This window comes from Saccharopolyspora montiporae, from assembly GCF_015209505.1.
GTDB lineage: Bacteria > Actinomycetota > Actinomycetes > Mycobacteriales > Pseudonocardiaceae > Saccharopolyspora > Saccharopolyspora montiporae.
This window is the reverse complement of record NZ_JADEYC010000009.1, coordinates 179376-198984: the sequence shown is the minus strand read 5'-3', so window position 1 is coordinate 198984 and position 19609 is coordinate 179376. Positions and strand designations below refer to the sequence as shown.

Annotated in this window: 17 protein-coding genes; 10 read left to right on the top strand and 7 right to left on the bottom strand. The window is 71.5% G+C overall.

Annotated elements, in window-relative coordinates; all coding sequences use genetic code 11:
- Nucleotides 1-362 precede the first annotated feature (362 nt).
- Nucleotides 363-1076: a hypothetical protein gene (locus tag IQ251_RS06305; protein ID WP_193927497.1), complete on the top strand. Its 714-nt coding sequence runs from the start codon at nt 363-365 to the stop codon at nt 1074-1076.
- Between the two features lie 175 nt (nt 1077-1251).
- Nucleotides 1252-2856 carry a benzoylformate decarboxylase gene (gene mdlC / locus IQ251_RS06300; RefSeq protein WP_193927496.1) on the top strand — a complete coding sequence of 535 codons (1605 nt, stop codon included), beginning with the start codon at nt 1252-1254 and terminating at the stop codon, nt 2854-2856.
- Between the two features lie 44 nt (nt 2857-2900).
- On the opposite strand, the gene cutA is transcribed toward mdlC, so the two are convergent.
- The 5 genes from cutA to IQ251_RS06275 all read right to left on the bottom strand — a co-directional run bounded on the left by cutA (nt 2901) and on the right by IQ251_RS06275 (nt 6790).
- Nucleotides 2901-3218: a divalent-cation tolerance protein CutA gene (cutA, locus tag IQ251_RS06295; RefSeq protein ID WP_193927495.1), complete on the bottom strand. Its 318-nt coding sequence runs from the start codon at nt 3216-3218 to the stop codon at nt 2901-2903.
- A gap of 65 nt (nt 3219-3283) precedes the next feature.
- Nucleotides 3284-4066, bottom strand: a complete 783-nt coding sequence (locus tag IQ251_RS06290; protein WP_193927494.1) for an ABC transporter ATP-binding protein — start codon at nt 4064-4066, stop codon at nt 3284-3286.
- Entirely contained in the window at nt 4063-4875 is an 813-nt protein-coding gene (locus IQ251_RS06285; RefSeq protein ID WP_193927493.1) for an ABC transporter permease, read from the bottom strand. The genes IQ251_RS06290 and IQ251_RS06285 overlap by 4 nt, the downstream gene beginning before the upstream one ends.
- Entirely contained in the window at nt 4872-5639 is a 768-nt protein-coding gene (locus IQ251_RS06280) for an ABC transporter permease (protein WP_193927492.1), read from the bottom strand. Before IQ251_RS06280 ends, IQ251_RS06285 begins: the two co-directional genes overlap by 4 nt.
- 137 nt (nt 5640-5776) lie before the next feature.
- Complete coding sequence (locus tag IQ251_RS06275; RefSeq protein WP_193927491.1) at nt 5777-6790, bottom strand: ABC transporter substrate-binding protein; 1014 nt, start codon at nt 6788-6790, stop codon at nt 5777-5779.
- A 661-nt stretch (nt 6791-7451) separates the two neighbouring features.
- Between IQ251_RS06275 and IQ251_RS06270 the strand changes: the two genes are divergently transcribed.
- From IQ251_RS06270 to IQ251_RS06255, 4 genes are read left to right on the top strand one after another with little or no spacing between them, the layout of a single operon-like run.
- Entirely contained in the window at nt 7452-10712 is a 3261-nt protein-coding gene (locus tag IQ251_RS06270; protein ID WP_228046199.1) for a sensor histidine kinase, read from the top strand.
- A gap of 20 nt (nt 10713-10732) precedes the next feature.
- Nucleotides 10733-11140 (top strand): roadblock/LC7 domain-containing protein, encoded by a 408-nt coding sequence (locus IQ251_RS06265; protein WP_193927490.1) that lies wholly within the window; start codon nt 10733-10735, stop codon nt 11138-11140.
- Nucleotides 11141-11172: 32 nt separating this feature from the next.
- Nucleotides 11173-11907, top strand: a complete 735-nt coding sequence (locus tag IQ251_RS06260) for a DUF742 domain-containing protein (RefSeq protein ID WP_193927489.1) — start codon at nt 11173-11175, stop codon at nt 11905-11907.
- The gene (locus tag IQ251_RS06255; RefSeq protein WP_193927488.1) at nt 11888-12490 is read left to right on the top strand and encodes a GTP-binding protein; all 603 of its coding nucleotides are present in this window, start codon (nt 11888-11890) and stop codon (nt 12488-12490) included. Before IQ251_RS06260 ends, IQ251_RS06255 begins: the two co-directional genes overlap by 20 nt.
- Before the next feature lie 41 nt (nt 12491-12531).
- On the opposite strand, the gene IQ251_RS06250 is transcribed toward IQ251_RS06255, so the two are convergent.
- Nucleotides 12532-14781, bottom strand: coding sequence for a helicase-associated domain-containing protein (locus IQ251_RS06250; protein WP_193927487.1), 2250 nt, complete (start codon nt 14779-14781; stop codon nt 12532-12534).
- 208 nt (nt 14782-14989) lie between these two features.
- On the opposite strand from IQ251_RS06250, the gene IQ251_RS06245 reads away from it, so the two are divergent.
- The 4 genes from IQ251_RS06245 (at nt 14990) to IQ251_RS06230 (ending at nt 18416) form a co-directional block, all read left to right on the top strand.
- The gene (locus IQ251_RS06245) at nt 14990-15175 is read left to right on the top strand and encodes a hypothetical protein (RefSeq protein WP_193927486.1); all 186 of its coding nucleotides are present in this window, start codon (nt 14990-14992) and stop codon (nt 15173-15175) included.
- Nucleotides 15176-15393: 218 nt separating this feature from the next.
- Nucleotides 15394-16848, top strand: a complete 1455-nt coding sequence (locus IQ251_RS06240; protein ID WP_193927485.1) for an NAD-dependent malic enzyme — start codon at nt 15394-15396, stop codon at nt 16846-16848.
- A gap of 60 nt (nt 16849-16908) precedes the next feature.
- Entirely contained in the window at nt 16909-17391 is a 483-nt protein-coding gene (gene moaC / locus IQ251_RS06235) for a cyclic pyranopterin monophosphate synthase MoaC (RefSeq protein WP_193927484.1), read from the top strand.
- Between the two features lie 17 nt (nt 17392-17408).
- Nucleotides 17409-18416 (top strand): molybdenum cofactor biosynthesis protein MoaE, encoded by a 1008-nt coding sequence (locus IQ251_RS06230; protein ID WP_193927483.1) that lies wholly within the window; start codon nt 17409-17411, stop codon nt 18414-18416.
- 239 nt (nt 18417-18655) lie between these two features.
- Here the strand turns inward: IQ251_RS06230 and IQ251_RS06225 are convergent, their stop codons facing one another.
- Entirely contained in the window at nt 18656-19282 is a 627-nt protein-coding gene (locus IQ251_RS06225) for a transglycosylase family protein (protein ID WP_193927482.1), read from the bottom strand.
- Nucleotides 19283-19609 lie beyond the last annotated feature (327 nt).

The following is a 19609-nucleotide window of genomic DNA, read 5'->3' as shown; positions in this document are numbered from 1 at the left end:
CGTGCGCCACGATCCGTTTTCGCATGTCACGCGACACCGACCAGCGTACTTCCCGCCTGGTGCCGCGAGGCCCGGCGGCACGGTCGCAGCGGACGGTCGATGTGTCCGGGTTCACCGGCGGCGCCGCGGTTCGAGCCCCGCCCGGCCGGGGTGGCCACGAGCGGGTTCTTGCAGGGTGCCGGGGGTGTGGGCTCGGGTGTTCGGGAGGTCACCGCTGTGGTGTCGGTGGTTGGGCCCCGGGGCCGCTGCTTGACCGGATAGGTTGCCCGGAAGGTGAAGATCGCCGATCCCGGGCTGCCGCCCGGTGGTCGCGCGGTGCGGCGGTTCGCCGCCAGGGGAGCAGCGAGGAGAGCGGGGCACGCGTGAACTACCCACCGCAGCCGGGGCAGCACGGGGGGACGCCGGGCTGGGGTCAGCCGTCCGGCCCGTACGGCCAGCATCCGCAGGGCCCATACCCGCAAGGCGGGTTCCCGCAGGGCCCGTACCCGCAGGGCAGCGGACCGTACGGCCAGCCGCCGCAGTCGGGATCGCAGGACTTCTGGCGCCAGGTCGCGCCCCCGGGCGGCGGGATGCCGCCGAAGAAGCCGCGCACCGGGCTGATCGCCGCGCTGGTGGCGGGCGGGGCGTTGCTGCTCGTCGGCGGCGTGGTGCTGGTGGTGCTGCTCTTCCTGCCGTCCGACGAGGAGATCGCGGTGGGCGACTGCGTGTCGCTGGCCAGCGAGCGCGGCGGGCACACCTCGCTGGCCGAATGCGGCACCGCCGAGTCCGACTACGAGGTCGTGGACGTGCGGGAGGGCGAGAACCCCAACTCCTGCCCGGACTTCTGGAACAACGTCGACGACGGCAGCACCTACTGCCTGGTGCTCGACGTCGAGGTCGGCGACTGCCTGACCCCGTTCACCAGCAGCGAGGAACGGCTCCCGCTCAAGGAGGACTGCGACACCACCGGCCCGGTGGACCGGGTCTCGGACATCACCGAGGAAGCGGACGAGACGCTGTGCGACGCCGCGGACGGCTACTACGTGTTCGCCCGGCCGCCGCTGAGCGTGTGCTTCAACACGCCGGAAGGCGTGTGAGGTGCGGCGCGTGACCAACGCGATCTGGCCCGGCCCGCAGCGCGTGTGATTCCGTGTCCCGGGTGACCTCGGTGGTCAGCGGGGTTGCGCGCCCGTGCCGCGCCTCGGCGGGAGCTCCGCCGGACCGGCCGCCGCCGGGCACCCGAACCACGCACGCCGGGTGAGGGAGAGCGCGATGAGCAGTCCGGAACGCACCGTCCGGGACATCACCAGAGATCTGCTCCGGGAACTGGGGCTGACCACGGTGTTCGGCAACCCGGGCACGACCGAGGTGCCGTTCCTGACCGACTGGCCGGACGACTTCCGCTACGTGCTGGGGCTGCAGGAGTCGGCCGTGGTGTCCATGGCCGACGGCTACGCGCAGTCCCGGCGGGAACCCGTGCTGGTCAACCTGCACTCGGCCGGCGGGGTCGGGCACGCGCTCGGCGCGATCTTCACCGCCTACCGCAACCGCACGCCGATGGTGATCACCGCGGGCCAGCAGACGCGCAGCCTCATGTTCGGCGAACCGTTCCTCGGTGCCACCGACGCGGCCGAGTTCCCCCGGCCCTACGTGAAGTGGAGCTACGAACCGGCCCGCGCCGCCGACGTGCCCGCCGCGCTGGTGCGCGCGCACCAGCTGGCCACGACTCCGCCGTACGGGCCGGTCTTCGTGTCGGTGCCGGCCGACGACTGGAACGAGCCGGGCGTGGACGTGCCCGCGCGCCGGTCGCATTCGACGTTCGCCCCGGACCCGGCGGCCGTGGACGAGCTCGTCGCGGCGCTGCGCGACTGCACCCGCCCGGCATTCGTGGTGGGGCCGGCGGTGGACGCGGACGGCGTGGTCGACGACATGGTGCGGCTGGTCGAGAAGTCCGGCGCCGCGGTGTGGGTGGCGCCGATGTCACCGCGCTGCTCGTTCCCGGAGGACCACCCGCAGTTCGCGGGTTTCCTGCAGCCGGAGCAGCGTGCGCTGACCGCGGAGCTTGCCGACTACGATCTCGTCATCGTCTGGGGCGCACCGGCTTTCACCTACCACGTGCACCGCGGCGAAGCCGATCCGTCCACAACGGACGAGGGGGACGTGTTCGTGGTCAGCGATGACCCCGACGTGCTCGCGCGGGCCCGCCGCGGGCGCGGGGTGCTCGGCACGCTCGGGCACGCGGTGCGCCAGGTCGAGCAACGGGTCGCCCCGGCCGGCCGGGCGCTGCCCCGCGGGTACGCGCGCCCCGGCAGGCCGGAGCCGCGGACCCCGCTCACCGCGGCCTACGTGTTCGACGCGATCTCCCGGACGCTGCCGGACGATGCGGCCGTCGTGGAGGAAACCCCCAGCCACCGCAACGACTTGCACGAGCACTTGCCGATCACCTCGCGCGACGGCGGGTTCTTCACCGGATTCTCCGGGGCGCTGGGCTACGGCATCGGCGCCGCCGTGGGCGTGGCCATGGCCGATCCGCAGCGGCGCACGGTGGCCGTGCTCGGCGACGGCGCCAGCATGTACGGCATCCAGGCGGTGTGGACCGCGGTGCGCGAGCAGGCGCCGGTGACGTTCGTGATCCTGGACAACTCGCGCTACGCGGCGGTGGCGGTGCTCGGCGAGGCCGCGGGCGGGGCGAAACTGCCCGGGGTCGAGCTGGGCGGGATCGACCACGCCGCGCTGGCCGCCTCGCTGGGCTGCCCGTCCCGGCCGGTGCGCACCCCGGAGGAGCTGGATCGGGCGCTGGCCGAGGATTTCGCGGGCCGCGCGGGCCCGTCGCTGCTGCACGTCCGGGTCGACGACCAGCAGCGGTACCTGTACTGAGGCGGAGCACCGCGACGGATGCCCCGCCGCGCGAGCACCGGGGTTCAGTCGCGGGTCTCGGTGTCCACCCAGGACAGGTATTCCGGGCTGCCACCGGTGATCGGCAGCACGATCGCCTCCGGCACGTCGTAGGGGTGCTCGGCCTCGATATGCTGCACGAGTGCCTCGGCCCGGGCCGCGGACGTCTTGACCTGCAGCTGCCACTCGGGATCGTCCTGCGCGGCGCCGTCCCAGACGTAGAAGCTGCGGATCGGGACGACCTGCGCGCAGGCGCCCAGGTGCGCGGTGACGATGCTGCGCGCCAGCGCTGCGGCGGACTCCTCGGAGTCGGTCGTGGTCACGACCTGCACGTAATCGGACATGGCGGCAGCGTAACGGCACCGGTGTGCGGTGCGGGCCCGGCGGTGCCGTCGGGCCCGCCCGCCGATCAGGTCCGCGCGGCGGTGCGCACGTCCAGCAGCTGGGCGACCTCGCTGCGCAGCTGCACGAAGTCGGCGGACTGCCGGGTGGCGATCTGGTCGCGCTCGGCGCCCAGGTCCACGGGCAGGTCGCGCACGATCGACGCGGGCGAGCGGGACAGCACGAACACCCGGTCGGCGAGGTAGATGCTCTCGTCGATGTCGTGCGTGACCAGCAGGACGGTGCTGCCGAACTGCTTGCGCGCGCCCAGCAGCAGGTCTTCCAGCTCGAACCGGGTCTGCGCGTCCACCGAGGCGAACGGCTCGTCCATGAGCAGCAGGGCGGGGCGGCAGGCCAGGGCCCGGGCGATGGACACCCGCTGCTGCATGCCACCGGACAGCTGCCACGGGTACTTGGCCGCGGCATCGCCGAGGCCGACCCACTCCAGCACCTCGTCCGAGCGCTCGCGGCGTTCGGCCTTGCCCAGTCCGCGCGAACGCAGGGGGAACTCCACATTGGACCGCACGGACAACCAGGGGAACAGCGAGCGGCTGTAGTCCTGGAACACCACGGCGAGATCGCTCGGCACGCCGCGCACGAGTTCGCCCCGCAGCCGGACTTCACCGTCGGAGGCGGTGATCAGCCCGGAAATCGCGCGCAGCAGCGTGGATTTCCCGCAGCCGGACGGTCCGACGATGCAGGCCAGCTCACCCGCCCGCACGTCGAAGGACAGGTCGGCGATGGCCAGGTGCCCGTTCGCGCCGCCGTAGCGGTGCCCGAGCCCGGCCACGGACAGCATGGTCTCGCTCATCGGTTCTTCCCTCCCGCTTCGGCAGGCGACGCCTGCGAAGGCTGCCAGCTCAGCACCCGGCGCTCGACCGCGAGCAGCAGCGAGTTCAGCACGTATCCCAGGATTCCCAGCAGCACGATGCCGGTCCACATCGCGGGCAGGTCGAACTGCCGCTGGTCGTACATCAGCCGGTAGCCGATGCCGTCGGTGGAGCCGACCAGTTCGGACACCACCATGAGGACCAGGGTCAGCGACAGGCTCACCCGCAGTCCGGCGAAGATCTTCGGCGTCGCGGCGGGCAGCACCACGCCGAAGATCCACTGCCCGCGGGTGATCCCGAAGGACCGCGCGGTGTCGATCTTGACCTGGTCCACCGAGCGGGCCCCGTCGATGGTGTTCAGCAGGATCGGCCACACGACCCCGAACACGATCACCGTGATCTGCATCTGCGGCCCGATCCCCAACAGCACCAGGAAGACCGGGATCAGCACCGGTGCCGGGACCGCGCGCATGAACGCCATCAGCGGGCCGAAGTAGTCCAGCGCGGTGCGTGACCGGCCCAGCAGCACGCCCAGCGCGACGCCGAGCACGATCGCCAGGAACCACCCGGCGAGGATGCGCCCGAAGCTGGTCAGCAGGTCGTCGAAGACGAGGTCGCTGAGGAACAGTGCGGAAGCCGGTCCGCTGAACCAGTTCTCGCCCGCTGTCTGCGCGATCTCGGTGGGCGGCGGGAAGAACGCGCTGCCCGCCAGGCGCGCGGCCAGTTCCCAGAACACCAGAGCCGAGACCAGGACCGCGGCGCTGTGCAGGGATCCGCGGGTCTTGCTCATGCGTCCTCCGTGCCGACGGTGCTCCAGCGCAGTCCGCGCCGGTGCAGCTGCTCCAGGGCCTCGTTGATCAGCCAGCCGATGATCCCGGCGACCAGCGTTCCGGCCAGCACGAGGTCCATCCGGCCGGCTCCGGTGCTGGCGTCGAGCACGAAGTTGCCGATGCCGACGCCGCCGCCGGCGATGAATTCGGTGCTCACCACCAGGATCAGCGCGGTGGCCGCGGACATGCGCACGCCGGTGAGCACGAACGGCGCCGCGTTGGGCAGCGCCACGGTGAACATGGTCCGCGCGCGGCTGAGCCCGAACGAACGCGCGGTGTCGATCATCACCGGGTCGATCTCGTCCAGCGCGTAGATGGTGTTGAACAGGATCGGCCACACCGCGGCGTACACGGCCAGCACGATCTTGGTCTCCGGCCCGGCGCCGATCAGCAGCAGCGCGAGCGGGATCAGCGCCACCGACGGGATCGGGCGCAGGAACTCCACGAGCGCGCGGGTCGCCACGCGCACTCCGCGCACGCTGCCCAGCAGCAGCCCGAGCGGCACGGCGATGAGGATGGAGATCCCCAGCGCGATCGCCCAGGCCAGCACGGTGGCCACAACCTCCAGCACGAAGGAGGAATCACCGAGCAGCCCGAACAGTTCGGCCAGCACGGTGGACGCAGGGGGCAGGTACTGCTCGCGCACTGCCCCGGACCGGCTGAACAGCTCCCACACCAGCAGGAAGCCGATCAAGCCGGCCAAACCCCGACTTGTCTTGGTCATCTCGGAATCATCGGTCCTTTACGGGTGCCGGACCCGGGCCGCGGGCATCCCGGCGTTTCGGGCGAATCGTGCCTTTTCCGGCGAAACGCCCGTCCCTCGACGCGCGGTGGACCCGGTCCTGGCGGTGTCCGGCCTGGTCAGCTTTCCGGGTGCGGCACGATCATGCCGGCCACGTCCAGGTCCTCGGCGATGAAGCCGTGCTCCTTCATCAGCCGCGGCACCCGCTGCAGGCGGGTGGCGTCGGCGCGCGAGTTGAAGTTGAGCAGCGTGATGATCGCCGCGGTCTCCGCATCGATCTTGGCGAAGTCCGGCAGCAGCGGTTCGATCGTGGCGCGGTCCTGGGACGCGGCGACCGAGCGGTCCATCGCGCGCTGGAAGGCGGCCACCGTCTTCGGGTTCTGCTCGCAGAATTCCGCCGTGGCGCCGTACCCGGTCAGCGGCAGGTCCTCCAGCGGGCCGGTCGCGGTGTCCACCACCGGCACCGCGTTCGAGTCGCGCGCGGCCTGGGTGAGGAACGGCTCGGTGAGGATGGCCGCGTCCACGTCGCCGCGCTCCAGCGCCGCGGGCATGTTGATGAACGGGATCGGCGAGTACTCCGCGGTGTTCGGATCCACGCTGTGCGCGCTCATCGTGGCCTTGACCAGCAGCTCGGAGATGGTGTTCGGACCGGAGATGGCGATCGTCTTGCCCGCGAGGTCCTTGGCGTCCTCGACGTCGGAGTCCGGTGCGGTCATGATCACAGTCGTGTTCTTGGCCGCGGACGCGCAGTCGGCGACGATCTTGAGGTCCTTGACGCCCTGGGCCTGCACGGCGAAGAACGGCACGTAGCTGCTGTAGGTGATGTCGTAGTGACCGCCCATGGTCGCGCTGAGCGCAGCGCCGCCGTCCGAGGCGTTCACGATCTCGACGCTGAGGCCCTCCTGCTCGAAGAAGCCGTTGCGCACGCCGAGGTGCAGCGGCGCCAGGTCGTTGATGGGCAGCGCGCCGACCCGCAGGTTCGCCTTCTCCACCTGGCCGTTGCCGCCGTCGGCCGATTCCGCCCCGCCGAGGAGTCCGCATCCGCTCGTGCCCAGCACAGCACCGCCGGCGACGGCACCGCCGGCGATCTTGAACAGGCTTCTGCGCGGAATGGCACTGGGCATCGGACTCATCGGTTCCTCCTCGCGTCGGGTGCGACGTGGCGGTTCGGCGTCGGCTTCGGGAGCTGTGTTCGGGACGGCGCAGCAGCCGGCGGCACTGCCGGCGCACCCGGGGCGTCAGCCAGGGACGCGGGAGCCTGCACTGTGGACAGTGCCGTGGTGGGCACCGCGCGTGCGCGCAGAACCGGGAGGCGGCGAAGCGTCGCCGACCGGTCCACGGCCCTGCGGCGCGGCATCAGGTCTCCCAGGGGCCTGGCGGGCGGAGTGCACATGAACCCTAGAAGGTGCTGACCACCACCGACAACCAGGTGTAACTAGGGCGTCGTCACACTTCCAGCCGATCTGTTGTCTAGACCACTCCTCCGAGTGAGGATGTTCAGCTTTGGGGGCCTGACTTGTGACGCGCCGTTAAGTATAGTCTCGCCCGTCGAGGTGACCGCCTCTGCTCGGGGGATAACCAGCTTGTGACCAGGGAGTGTGATGGCAAGCCCGGCTGACTGGGGCAGGGCCCGCGGCGTCTCGACCAGCCGAGTCGGGGCATCGACGGCCCGCTCGTCCGTGCGCTGCGCTGCCGCCCTCCCCCGCGGGCACGCTGTCCGCACGCTGGTCCGCAACACGACGACCAACACCACCGCGACGGGGAAGGACGACTGAAGACGTGGTGGTGTCGCACATGTCCGCCGCAGCGCAGGAAACAGGGATGCTCAACAACGACCCCGGGACCGCAGCCAGTGCGCCACCGGAGCAATCCGCTGCCGACGGCTCCAGCACGTGGCGACTGCGGAACTGGCGCCTCCGGTACAAGATGGCCGCCGTTCTGCTGGTCCCCACGCTCGCCGCGCTCGGTGTCGGCGGCGTCCGCGTGTACGACGGCCTGGCCACCGCGTCCAGCCTCAACGCCATCGTCGAGCAGGTGGAACTGACCCAGCAGGCCTCGGCCGTGACCCACGAACTCCAGCGGGAGCGGGACTACGCGGTCACGTTCGCCAACGCGGGCGGCGGCGACGAGAACCTCGCGCAGCAAGGTGAGCGCGTCGACGGCGCCATCGCGCAGCTGCGCGAGTTCGACGCGGAGGCCGCCGAGTTCGCGCCCGAGGTGCGCGGCGCCTACGAGGGCGCGGTGAACCGGCTGGACAGCCTCGATGCGCTGCGCGGCACGGTGAGTGGTTCGTTCACCGGATCGCAGACCCTGGTGGCCTACAACTCGGTGATCGATTCGATCCTGCAGATCGACCGAGCGGTGTCCGCCGCGGCCGCCAACACCCCGGTGATGCAGACCGTGCGGGCCACCGAATCCGTCGGCCGCGCCAAGGAGCAGCTCGCCCAGCAGCGCTCCCTGTTGCTCGGGGCCGCCATGCGCGGCGATTTCGTCGCTGGCGAGACCGAGGAGGTCCGCGACGCGACCGCGCGCTACGAGGCCGCCTACGGCGAGTTCCTCAACTCCGCGAGCCCCGCGCAGCAGGCGTACTACGCCGCGGAGGTGGCCGGCGCGGAGGTGGACCGCTCCGAGCAGCTGCTGCAGGAAGCGCTCATCGCCGACGACGAGGACCTGCCGCTGGGCATCAACGCCCAGGATTGGGGCCAGCAGGCGGGCGTGCGCACCGACCTGGTCCGTTCCGTGGAGGAACGGATGATCGACGATCTCCGCACCGAGGCCGACGAGCTCGCTTCGTCCGCCCAGTGGGCCGCGATCCGCGACGGCGGGATCGTGGTGGGTTTGCTGGTGCTGGCCTTCGGCGTCGCCGCGTTCATCGCCCGCTCGATGCTCCGTCCACTGCGGACGCTGCGGTACGGCGCGCTGGAGATCGCGCAAGGCAGCCTGCCGGACGCCATCAAGCAGGTGAACGAGAGCCCGTCGGCGGCCAACCGGGTGTCCGTTCCGCCGGTCCCGGTGCACACCGACGAGGAGATCGGCCAGGTCGCCCGCTCCTTCGACGCCGTGCACCAGCAGGCGCTGCGCCTCGCCTCGGAGCAGGCCCTGCTGCGCACCAACATCAACGACCTGTTCGTCAACCTCGCCCGGCGCAGCCAGACCCTGGTGCAGCGCCAGCTGTCGCTCATCGACCGGCTGGAGCAGGACGAGCAGGATCCGGACCAGCTGTCCAGCCTGTTCGAGCTGGACCACCTGGCGACCCGGATGCGGCGGAACAACGAGAACCTGCTCATCCTCGGCGGCACCGAACTGACCCGCCGGATGATGAAGCCGGTCCCGCTCAACGAGGTGCTCGGCGCGGCGGTCTCCGAGGTGGAGCAGTACGCGCGCGTGGCCATCGTCGACTCGCCGGACCTGGGCATCCAGGGCCGCGTGGTCAACGACTTCGTGCACCTGGTCGCCGAGCTGCTGGAGAACGCCACCGTGTTCTCCAACCCGGACACCGAGGTCAGCGTGCGCACCGCGTACCGCAGGCAGGAGCTGGTGGTCGAGATCCGCGACCGCGGTGTCGGCATCGACTCCGACGAGATCGACGAGATCAACGACCGGCTCACCCGGCCGCCGGACATCGACGTCGCCGTCTCCCGGCGGATGGGGCTGTTCGTGGTCGGCCAGCTCGCGCGCCGGCACGACATCACCGTGCAGCTGCAGAACAACGACGACCTCGAAGGCGGGGCCACCGCCACGGTGCACCTGTCCGGCGAACAGGTCGTGCAGCTGACCCCGGACGGGCCCAAGCCGATGCCGGACCTGCCGCGGGACGCCGTCGTCGAGGAGCGCGACCCGCTGCGCGAGACCGGCAGCCACAACGGCCTGGCCGCGGCCTTCGGGCGCGGTGGTGCCGCCCCCGTCGAGCCGCCCACCGAGCGGGCGCCGCTGTCCGCGCTGGAGGAGTCCGGCGAGCACCTGTTCGACAACCGCAGCGGCGCACCGGAACCGGGCTTCCCGGCCGCGGAGCCCGCGGCACCGGCCGCGCCGTACTCGGTGACGGTGTCCGCCGGGGAATCCTCCTCGTTCGGCGCGGGCGATGTCCCGCAGTGGGAGGACGATCCGGAAACGCCCGGCGACGACGAGGTCCGCGCGGAGGAGTGGCCCGCTGAGGAGGTCGTGCCGGCCGAGGCGCCGCCCGGTTTGGACGGCGAGTGCGGGACCCCGCCCGGTCTGGACGGGCCCGCGGACCTGTTCCACAGCCCGTTCGAGGCGGAGAAGACCCAGCAGTTCGCCACCGGGTTCAGCGGTGCGGACCTGCTCGACGGCGGTGCGCACAACGGTGCCCACCAGGCCCTGGACGGCTCCGCCGACGAGGTGGGCACGCCCGCCGAGAGCGGAATCCGTCGGCAGCCGTCGGCGTCGGGGCCACCGGTTCCCGCGTCCGTCTCCGCGGACGACACCGGAGTCCCCGCGCCCGCGGCCGCCGACGACGAGTCGAGAGGGGCCAGCTGGGACATGGACGACGCGCCGACGCAGCGACTGCCGATCTACGAAGCGGTCCTGTCGCAGTGGTTCCGGGAGTCCGACGGCGGTGACGATCCGGTGCCCGCGGCCGAACCGCCGCGCCCGGCCGCGGAACCGACCGCAGGGTTCGCCGACCAGGTGCCCGCCGAGTCGTTCCCGACCGAGGATCCCCAGGAGTCCGTCCCGCAGCCGGACGAGACCGAGGAGGTCCCGCGCACCACGGCACCCGATCCCGGCTGGGGCTCCGCCGACGTCGGTTGGCGCGCCGCAGAAGCGCTGCTGTCCCAGCAGTCCGAGGAAGAGCAGGAGACGACCGCGGCCGGGCTGCCCAAGCGGGTGCCCAAGTCGAAGCTCGTGCCGGGCTCGGCCGCACCGAAAACGCAGTCCAACACCCGCAAGCCGACCGAGACCCGCACCCCCGACGCGGTTCGCGGCCGGATGGCGAACTTCCAGCAGGGGATCCGGCGGGGCAGGCACTCCAAGGCGGATTCCGCTGAGGCCGACGAGTCCCCCCAGATTCCGAGCCGTCCCGAGGAGCAGGAGTGAACGGGCCCGTGCAGCAATCGATGAGCAGCAACAGCTTCAGTTGGCTGATCACCGACTTCGTGCGCCGCGTGCCAGGCGTGGCGCACTCGGTGGTGGTCTCCGCGGACGGCCTGCTGCTGGCAGGTTCGCAAGGGCTGCCGCGCGACCGCGCGGAGCAGCTGTCCGCGGTGGCCTCCGGTCTGGTCAGCCTCACCCAGGGCGCAGCGCGCTGTTTCGAGGCGGGCGAGGTCACGCAGACCGTCGTGGAGATGGAGCAGGGCTACCTGTTCCTCATGGCGATCAGCGACGGGTCCTGCCTGGCGGTGCTGGCCGCGCCGAATGCGGACATCGGTCTGGTGGCCTACGAGATGACGTTGCTCGTGGAGCGGGTCGGCAGGCAGCTGACCCCGGAACTGCGCGCTCAACTGCAGGGTTCGGTCCGCCGGTGACCGCAGATGGGCAGAGCTGAGGAGAGCGCGCGATGAGCACCGGTTCGGGGTCCGAATGGGACGGTGATCTGTTCCGCCTCTACAACAAGCGGCTCGGCGCCGATTCCTGGCAGGACGACTTCGCCGGTGCCGATTCCGCGGGCGGCCGCGCCCAGGACCCGTCGGGCGGGTCCGACGGCGGTTACGACCGCGCGCTGTTCGGCGGCCCCGGCGCGGACCTGTTCGGTTCGGGGTACTACGAGGCGGCCGCCGAGGACCCCGGCGAGCAGCAGCGATCCCGGCAGGACAGCGGTTCCGGGCCGCCGTCGGTGTCGATGCCCTCGATTTCTCAGCCCATGTCGGCGATTTCGCAGTCCATGCCGTCGATTTCCGGCTCCATGCCGGCGATTCCGGGCGGCGAGGAGGAGGAAGCGCCGGAGGGCTACGACAGCGGTTCGCTCGTGCGGCCCTACGCCCGAACGCGGGGCCGGACGCGGACCGATTATGATCTTGCTATCGAAACGCTGGTCACGACCAGCGAACGCGGACGCACTCAGGCGACGCAGGCCAGGCAGGAGCACCGCTCGATCTCCGAGCTGTGCTTGGAAGCCCGCTCGGTGGCGGAGGTGGCGGCCCACCTCCGGCTCCCGCTGGGCGTGGTTCGGGTGCTCATCGGCGATATGGCCGGTGACGGCCTGGTCCTGATTCACGACAGTGGCATGGTCGTCGGTGATCGGCCGTCCATGGAGTTCTTGGAAAGGGTGCTCAGTGGGCTTCGCAGGCTCTGACCCCCGATCGACGACGGGCGACCAGCAGAAGACCTCGACGAAGATCGTGGTCGCCGGTGGCTTCGGGGTCGGGAAGACGACATTCGTCGGATCGGTGTCCGAAATCGTTCCGTTGACCACCGAAGCGGTGATGACCGAGGCCAGCGTCGGGGTCGACGACCTCAGTTCGACGCCGGGCAAGGTCACCACCACGGTGGCGATGGACTTCGGCCGGGTATCGCTGGACTCGGACCTGATCCTGTACTTGTTCGGAACACCGGGCCAGCACCGGTTCTGGTTCATGTGGGACGACCTGGTGCGCGGTGCGATCGGTGCCGTGGTGCTGGTCGACACGCGCCGGCTCGCCGACGCGTTCGCCTCGATCGACTTCTTCGACGACCGGGAGCTGCCCTACATCGTGGCGGTGAACACGTTCGACGGCGTGATGCACCACCGCATGGAGGACGTGCGCGAGGCGCTGACCATTTCCGAGTCGGTGCCGATGATCGGCTGCGACGCCCGCAACCGGGAGTCGACGAAGAAGGCGCTGATCACCCTGGTCGAGCACGCCATGCGGCAGCGGATGGCCACCGTCGGCCACTGAGCCGCGCGGAAGCCGCGCACCGCAGGCGGTTTCCCGCGCGATCAGTCCTCGATCAGCGCGACCGAGGTGATCCGGTGCAGCGGGAAGTCGCCCGATTCCCCGTTGTCCGCGTCCCGCCCGCGCAGGATGCCGCCGCCCACGGTCACCGGGCGCACCACGCGCTGGCTGCGCACCCCGTGCGTGTCCACGAATCCCAGCCACACGTCGCGTTCCTGGGTCGCGGCGTCGCGCAGCAGGCGCAGCGTGGCCTCCGCGCTCGGCCTGCCGCGTTCCGGGGTGACGGTGCTGCCGCGCCGCGCGGTGCCCGCCCGGTCTCCGGCGCGCAGCTGGGTCACCAGTTCCGCTAGCTGCTCCGGCCCGGGCAGGTGCTGCACCGGTGCCCGCGTCGTGCGGTTGCCGCCGCGCACCCGGTGGCCGCTGGTGCGCAGGTCGAGCACGTTGCCGTCCGGTCCTTCCGCGACGGGGGTGAACCCGGCCTCGCGCAGCCCGTCCACCACGTCGGCGAGCGGGAGCTGGCTGACCAGCACGGTCGGTGCGATGCGCCGAAGCTGCAGGTCCTCGGTGCCCGGTTTGGCCAGGACTTCGCTGAGCAGCACGGGATCGTCGCAGCGCAAGAAGGCCGCAGCCGTCCCGGCGCGCAGCCTGCCGTGCTTGCGGGACACGTCGTCGACGAGGTAGGTCAGCGACTGCGGCACCGGGGTGCGCGAGCGGTCGCGGAACAGCGCGTGCAGGTCGTCGGCGGAGTACCCGGCGTCCAGCGCGCGGCGCACGCTGGCCTCGCTGACCCGGTACACCGTTGCGCTGCCCGCGGATTCGACGTCGGCGACCAGTTTCAGCTCCGCGGCCAGGTCCGGTTCCAGCCGGCCCGGTGCGACCACGGTGAGATCCGCCTGCACCAGCACGTGGTCCAGCGGCTCCGGTAGTGCCGCGCCCAGTGCTCGGGCGGCTTCGGCGGACCCGTCGGACAGCAGCGCCCGGCCCGCGCCGGTCAACGCGTCCAGCGCCACGATCCCCAGCGCGGTGGCTTCGCCCAGCGCCCAGCGGATCTGGTCGTCGCGCACCCGCCCGCCACGCCGCGGGGTGCGCCAAGTGAGCACGCGGCGCACCGAGCTCGGCGGTACACCGCAGCCGCCGGGCAGCTCGTCGAGGTAGTCCAGCACTCGCCTGCGGTCCTGCGGCGCCACCGGCCGGCGCAGCTCCTCGGACAGCGGCCCGATCAGCCGGTCCTTCTCGTCCCGCGCGCCGACCAGCCCGGGCAGCCGCGGCAGGTCCAGCCAGGTCTGCGCGAGCAGCGCCCAGCGCTGCTCCGGCGGCGCGGACAGCCAGTTGTCCGACCGGTAGGTGGGTACCCAGCGCGGTGCGGCGCCCTCGCTGTTGGCGATCAGGTTCGCCCCGGCGGCCAGCTCCACGAGCAGCGCCAGCCGGTTCTCGTCCACGTCAACGGTTTTCGCGGTGCGGCGCAGGTCGCGCACCCCGACACCGCCGGAGCGCAGCACATCCGGCGGGTCCTCGCCCCAGTCGTGCAGCAGGCCTTCCACGTGCCGCAGCAGTTCCAGCACCGCACCGGCGGCGGTCTCGTCCACCACGTCCCGGCCGCGCTCGACCACCTCCGGAACCGGTTCCAGCGCCTCGATCTCGCCCATCGGCCGGTCACCGCGCACCGCCAGAGCCAGCTGCCGGGGCAGTTCCACGTTCTCCGCGTCGTGCCGCAGCAGCAGTCCTCGGGCGAGCAGCCGCTGCACGGGGTTCTGCGCCTCGTCCAGCGGAACCTGCTTGCCCGCGTCCTTGGTGCGGCCCAACGGGGAGTCGCCCGCCAGCTTGCCGACCAGCTCGCGCTCGGCTTCGTCCATCGCGTCCAGCGCGGCGCGGGCACCGTCCGAGGTGAGCTCGGCCGCGGGCCTGCCGAGCCCGGCGGGGAAGGAGGGCAGCACCTCGCGGGCGGTCTGCGGGATGCGCAGCTCCTCCTCGCCCCAGACCAGGGCCAGCGCGCGCAACTCGTCGATTGTCCGCCGCAGCTGCGGTTCGGTGACGTCCTCGCCGAGCAGGTCGGCCGCGTCGGCCGGTGCGACGGGCGCGGTGTCCGCGTCCAGCAACACCAGCGCTTCCAGCGCGGACAGCGCGAACGAGTCCAGGTCCTCGCACGCCCGCGCCACCGAGGAGCGCACCGCCGCCCGGGTGGCCAGCACCGCGGTGTCCGCCGGGGACGGGGTGGCGAGATCCGGCCGGGCGCGCAGCAGTGCGACCAGCTGTTCGTCGCTGCGGCCCCGCAGCCAGTCCGCCAAGTCAGCCATCCCCGCAACGATACCGAGCCGTCGCGGCGCGATGCCGCGGAGCGCCGCGACGAGGTGCTCGCCGGAGGTGTTCGTCCGGTCACTGCGCGGATCGCCGTGTGAGATCCGTCGCGTACACCGCCTGCGGCGCGCGCCCCTGGGCCCGCGTGCTGCGCGCGGTCCGGCAAACTGGACGCAGTAACGTCGCCGGATTGCCCAGGAGGATGACGTGGCCGGCAAGAGCAAGCACGAGCGCATCGACCCGAGTTGGCCCAAGCTGCCGGATCCGAAGGATGCGGTGAGCGAGTTCGTGTCCGACAAGCAGGGCGCGCTGTCCCCGTTCGGCGAGCTGGCGTTCCCGATGTCCGCGGAAACCGTCCCGTACGAGCACCCGGTCACCGAGATCAACAAGTGATCGCCCCGGCGATCGAAACCGACCGGTAACCGGACCGGTCGCGGACCGCTCCCGGAAAAGTTCTAAGCTTTTTCGTGACGGGTGAAGTTTCGATCGCTTGGTGGGCCGGATGGCCTTGCGCGCCGGGTGGTCGAGCCGATCCGGCGGTGCGCGCACGCGCGTGACCGCCGGACCGCGCCACCCAGCACGCAGCCGTTCTCGCTCCTCAGGGGTTTGTCATGCCGGTACCCGGTCCGGGTTACTCCATCACCGTCCGCGTCGAGGCGCCGCCGTCCACGACCGCGGCGGGTGATCTCACCAGTGCCATCGGCCGTGCGGGCGGGGTGATCACCGCCTTCGACGTGGTCGAGTCCTACGCCGACCGGATCGTCGTCGACATCACCTGCAACACGCTGTCCGCCGACCACGCGGACGACGTGACCAAGGTGCTGGAAACGCAGCCCGGTGTGCGGGTGCGCAAGGTCTCCGACCGGACTTTCCTGGTGCACCTCGGCGGCAAGATCGACGTCCAGTCCCGGGTCGCGCTGACCAATCGCGACGACCTCTCCCGCGCCTACACGCCCGGCGTCGCCCGGGTGTGCACCGCGATCGCGGAGAACCCGGAGGACGCGCGGCGGCTGACCGTCAAGCGCAACTCGGTGGCCGTGGTCACCGACGGCTCGGCCGTGCTCGGGCTGGGCAACATCGGCCCGGAGGCCGCGCTGCCGGTCATGGAGGGCAAGGCGGCGCTGTTCCGCAAGTTCGCCGGTGTCAACGCCTGGCCGGTGTGCCTGGACACCCAGGACACCGAGGAGCTCATCCGCGCCGTGGAGCTCATCGCGCCGGTCTACGGCGGGATCAACCTGGAGGACATCGCCGCGCCGCGCTGCTTCGAGATCGAGGAGCGGCTGCGGGACAAGTTGGACATCCCGGTGTTCCACGACGACCAGCACGGCACCGCCGTCGTCGTGCTGGGTGCGCTGCGCAACGCGCTGCGCGTGGTGGACAAGGACATCCGCGACTGCCGCATCGTGGTGTGCGGGGTCGGCGCCGCCGGGTCGGCGATCATCCGGCTGCTGCAGCAGAAGAGCCCCGCGGACATCATCGCGGTGGACATCGACGGCATCGTGCACACCGGCCGCGCGGACGACGATCCGAACCTGAGCTCCATCGCGGCCAGCACGAACGTCGACGGCCGCACCGGTGAGCTCTCCGACGCGGTCCGCGGTGCCGACGTGTTCATCGGCGTGTCCGCGCCCAACCTGCTCGCCGCGGACGACGTGGCGGGCATGAACGACGACGCGATCGTGTTCGCGCTGGCCAACCCGGATCCGGAAGTGGATCCGCTGGAAGCGCAGAAGCACGCGAAGGTCGTGGCCACCGGGCGCAGCGACTACCCGAACCAGATCAACAACGTGCTCGCCTTCCCCGGGGTGTTCCGCGGGCTGCTGGACGCGCACGCGCACGAGATCACCGACGACATGATGATCGCCGCGTCCAACGCCATCGCCGACGTGGTGGACGGCGAGCGGCTCAACGCCTCGTTCATCGTGCCGAGCGTGTTCGACTCCACCGTCTCCCCGGCGGTGGCCGATGCGGTCAAGCGGGTCGCGATCGCGAGCAAGCCCGCCGAGCCGGAGGCCGGCGGCGGCACCGGGCTGCCCTGGTCGATGGCCGACGACGCCGAGTACTAGGGACTGCGCGGCCGCCGAGGTGCGCGGTCCGCCGGCCGCGTGAAGGACTAAGCTCGGGGTATGGCGCAGGACGAGCTCACGCACGTCGATTCCACCGGTGCCGCGCGCATGGTCGATGTCTCGGACAAGGACGCCACGGCCCGGACCGCGGTCGCGGGTGGCGTGCTGCGCACCTCGGCCGAGGTCGTCGACCTGCTGCGGCGCGACGGGCTGCCCAAGGGCGATGCCCTGGCCACCGCGCGGATCGCCGGGATCATGGCGGCCAAGCGCACTCCCGACCTGATCCCGCTGTGCCACCCGATCGCCCTGTCCAGCGCGCAGGTGCAGCTGGATCCGGGCGTCGACGAGGTGCGGATCACCGCCACCGTGCGCACCACCGACCGCACCGGCGTGGAGATGGAGGCGCTGACCGCGGTCACCGGGGCCGGGCTGGCGCTGCACGACATGGTCAAGGCGGTCGATCCCGCGGCGGTGCTCGACGAGGTCTGCGTGCACCGCAAGGAAGGCGGCAAGACCGGGACCTGGACGCGCGAGTCATCGTGACCGCCGAGGAGGCAGCTGTGACCGGGACAGCTCGGGTGATCGCCGCGTCGAATCGCGCCGCGGCCGGGGTCTACGCCGACCGCACCGGTCCGGTGATCGCCGAATGGTTGCGTGCCCGCGGTTACGACACCCCGGACCCGGCGGTGGTCCCGGACGGCGCACCGGTGGGCGAGCTGCTGCGCGAGGCCGTCGCCGAGGGCGCGGACGTGGTGATCACCACCGGGGGCACCGGGATCAACCCCACCGACCGCACGCCGGATGTGACCGCCCAGGTGCTGGACCACCCGATCCCCGGCCTGGCCGAGGCGATCCGTACCGCGGGGCTGCCGCAGGTGCCGACGGCGGTGCTGTCCCGCGGGCTGGCCGGGGTCGCCGGCACGACGCTGGTGGTGAACCTGCCCGGGTCGACCGGCGGGGTGCGCGATGGCCTGGAGGTGCTGGACGGCGTGCTGGCGCACGCGGTCGACCAGCTCCGCGGCGGTGACCACCCGGGCTCCGGTGACGATCACCCGGGGCCCGCCGACGGTAGCCGTTCGGGTTCCGGCGGCGGTGGTCATCAGAGTTCCGGCGGCGGGAGGGAACCCGGTCACCACCACGGCGATGCGGCCGTGCTGCGCGCCGAGGTGACCGAGCAGCCGGTTTCGGTGCCGGAGCTGGCCGAGCTGGTCGAGCACCGCGCGGCGGGAGCCGTGGTGACCTTCGACGGCGTCGTGCGCGATCACGATGGCGGGCGCGGTGTCCGCGAACTGGAGTACGTCGGCCATCCCAGCGCCGGAGAGGTGATCGCGCAGGTCGCGCAGGACATCGCCGGAACGTTCCCCGGGGTGCGCGGACTGGCCACCGCGCACCGGGTGGGTCTGCTGGCGATCGGCGACGTCGCGCTGGGCTGCGCGGTGGCCGCCGAGCACCGCGGGCAGGCGTTCGCCGCGTGCTCGGAACTGGTCGACGAGGTCAAGCGGCGCCTACCGATCTGGAAGCGCCAGGTCTTCGACGACGGTGACCAGGAATGGGTCAACTGCCCCTGACCGCCCGATGCCGATCCCGGCCAGCGGCACGGGTTTTCGAGTCGGATTCCGCCCTTTCGAGCCGGGGGCCGCATGCCGGGTTGGTGTTGCCGCACGAGCGGCGCAGCCGCGTCCGCGGGAAGCGCAGCTGAAAGGGGAGGGACCCCACCGCTGGGGGCGTGCGGTGGGGTCCCAGGCAGTGGGGCACGTGCCGTGTCGGGGGAGTACGGCACGTGCCGCACCGGGTTTCGCGTCCGGCGTCAGCGGATTTCCAGCTGCTGGCCCGGGAAGATCTTGTCCGGGCTGTCCAGGACGCCGCTGTTGCTCTCGAAGATGTCGTTGAAGTCGACGCCGAACTTCTCACCGATCTTGCTCAGCGTGTCGCCGTTCTGGACGGTGTAGTCGCCGCCTTCGGCCTGGACGGACGCCTGCGGTGCGGACTGCGCGGAGCTGTCCTCCTGCTGCGCGCTCTCCTGGCCGGAAGCTCCGGTGGAGCCTTCGGCACTCACGCTGGTGCTGCCGCTGGCCCAATCGGTCTTGGCGCTGCAGCCCGGCCAGGCGTTCGAGCCCTGGGCTTCGAGCACCTTCTCGGCGACCGAAATCTGCTGCTCGCGGCTGGCCTCGTGCGCGCTGGAGGCGTACTGGTCGCCACCGAAGGCGGACCAGGTCGACTCGGAGAACTGCAGTCCGCCGTAGTAGCCGTTGCCGGAGTTGATGCTCCAGTCGCCGCTGCTCTCGCACTCGGCGAGTGCGTCCCAGTCCGCAGCGCTGGCGACCGGGGCGGTGATCGCGATCGGGGCTGCGATCACTGCGCCGGCGACTGCCACGCGGGCCGCGGACCGGCCGGTACTGGAAGGTTTGCGGTGCTTGCCCTTATAGCGAGCCATGTCTCTCTCCTGCCGCACCTGCGAGGTGCCGCCCGGGTCCGGTTTCGGATCCGGTGCCGCCTCGATCGGCTCGGGGGAGCCGACCGCCACCGGGAGCTTCGGGGCGCCCCTCGGCGGTCCTCGTCCCTGTCCGGTGTGTTCGGTTTCGGGGTTGGGATGCCCGCCGGACAGGGTGCGGCGCTGCGGGCTCCCGGCTCCTTGCTGATCGGTTCGGGGCCGACCGAGGAGCGACACTACGTAACCGTTGAGCAGATCGAAAATCCCATCCGCTGTGACGGTAGCCACAGTAACGTGTGGTACGGGTGCTTCGATCCGAGGTGTTTGTGC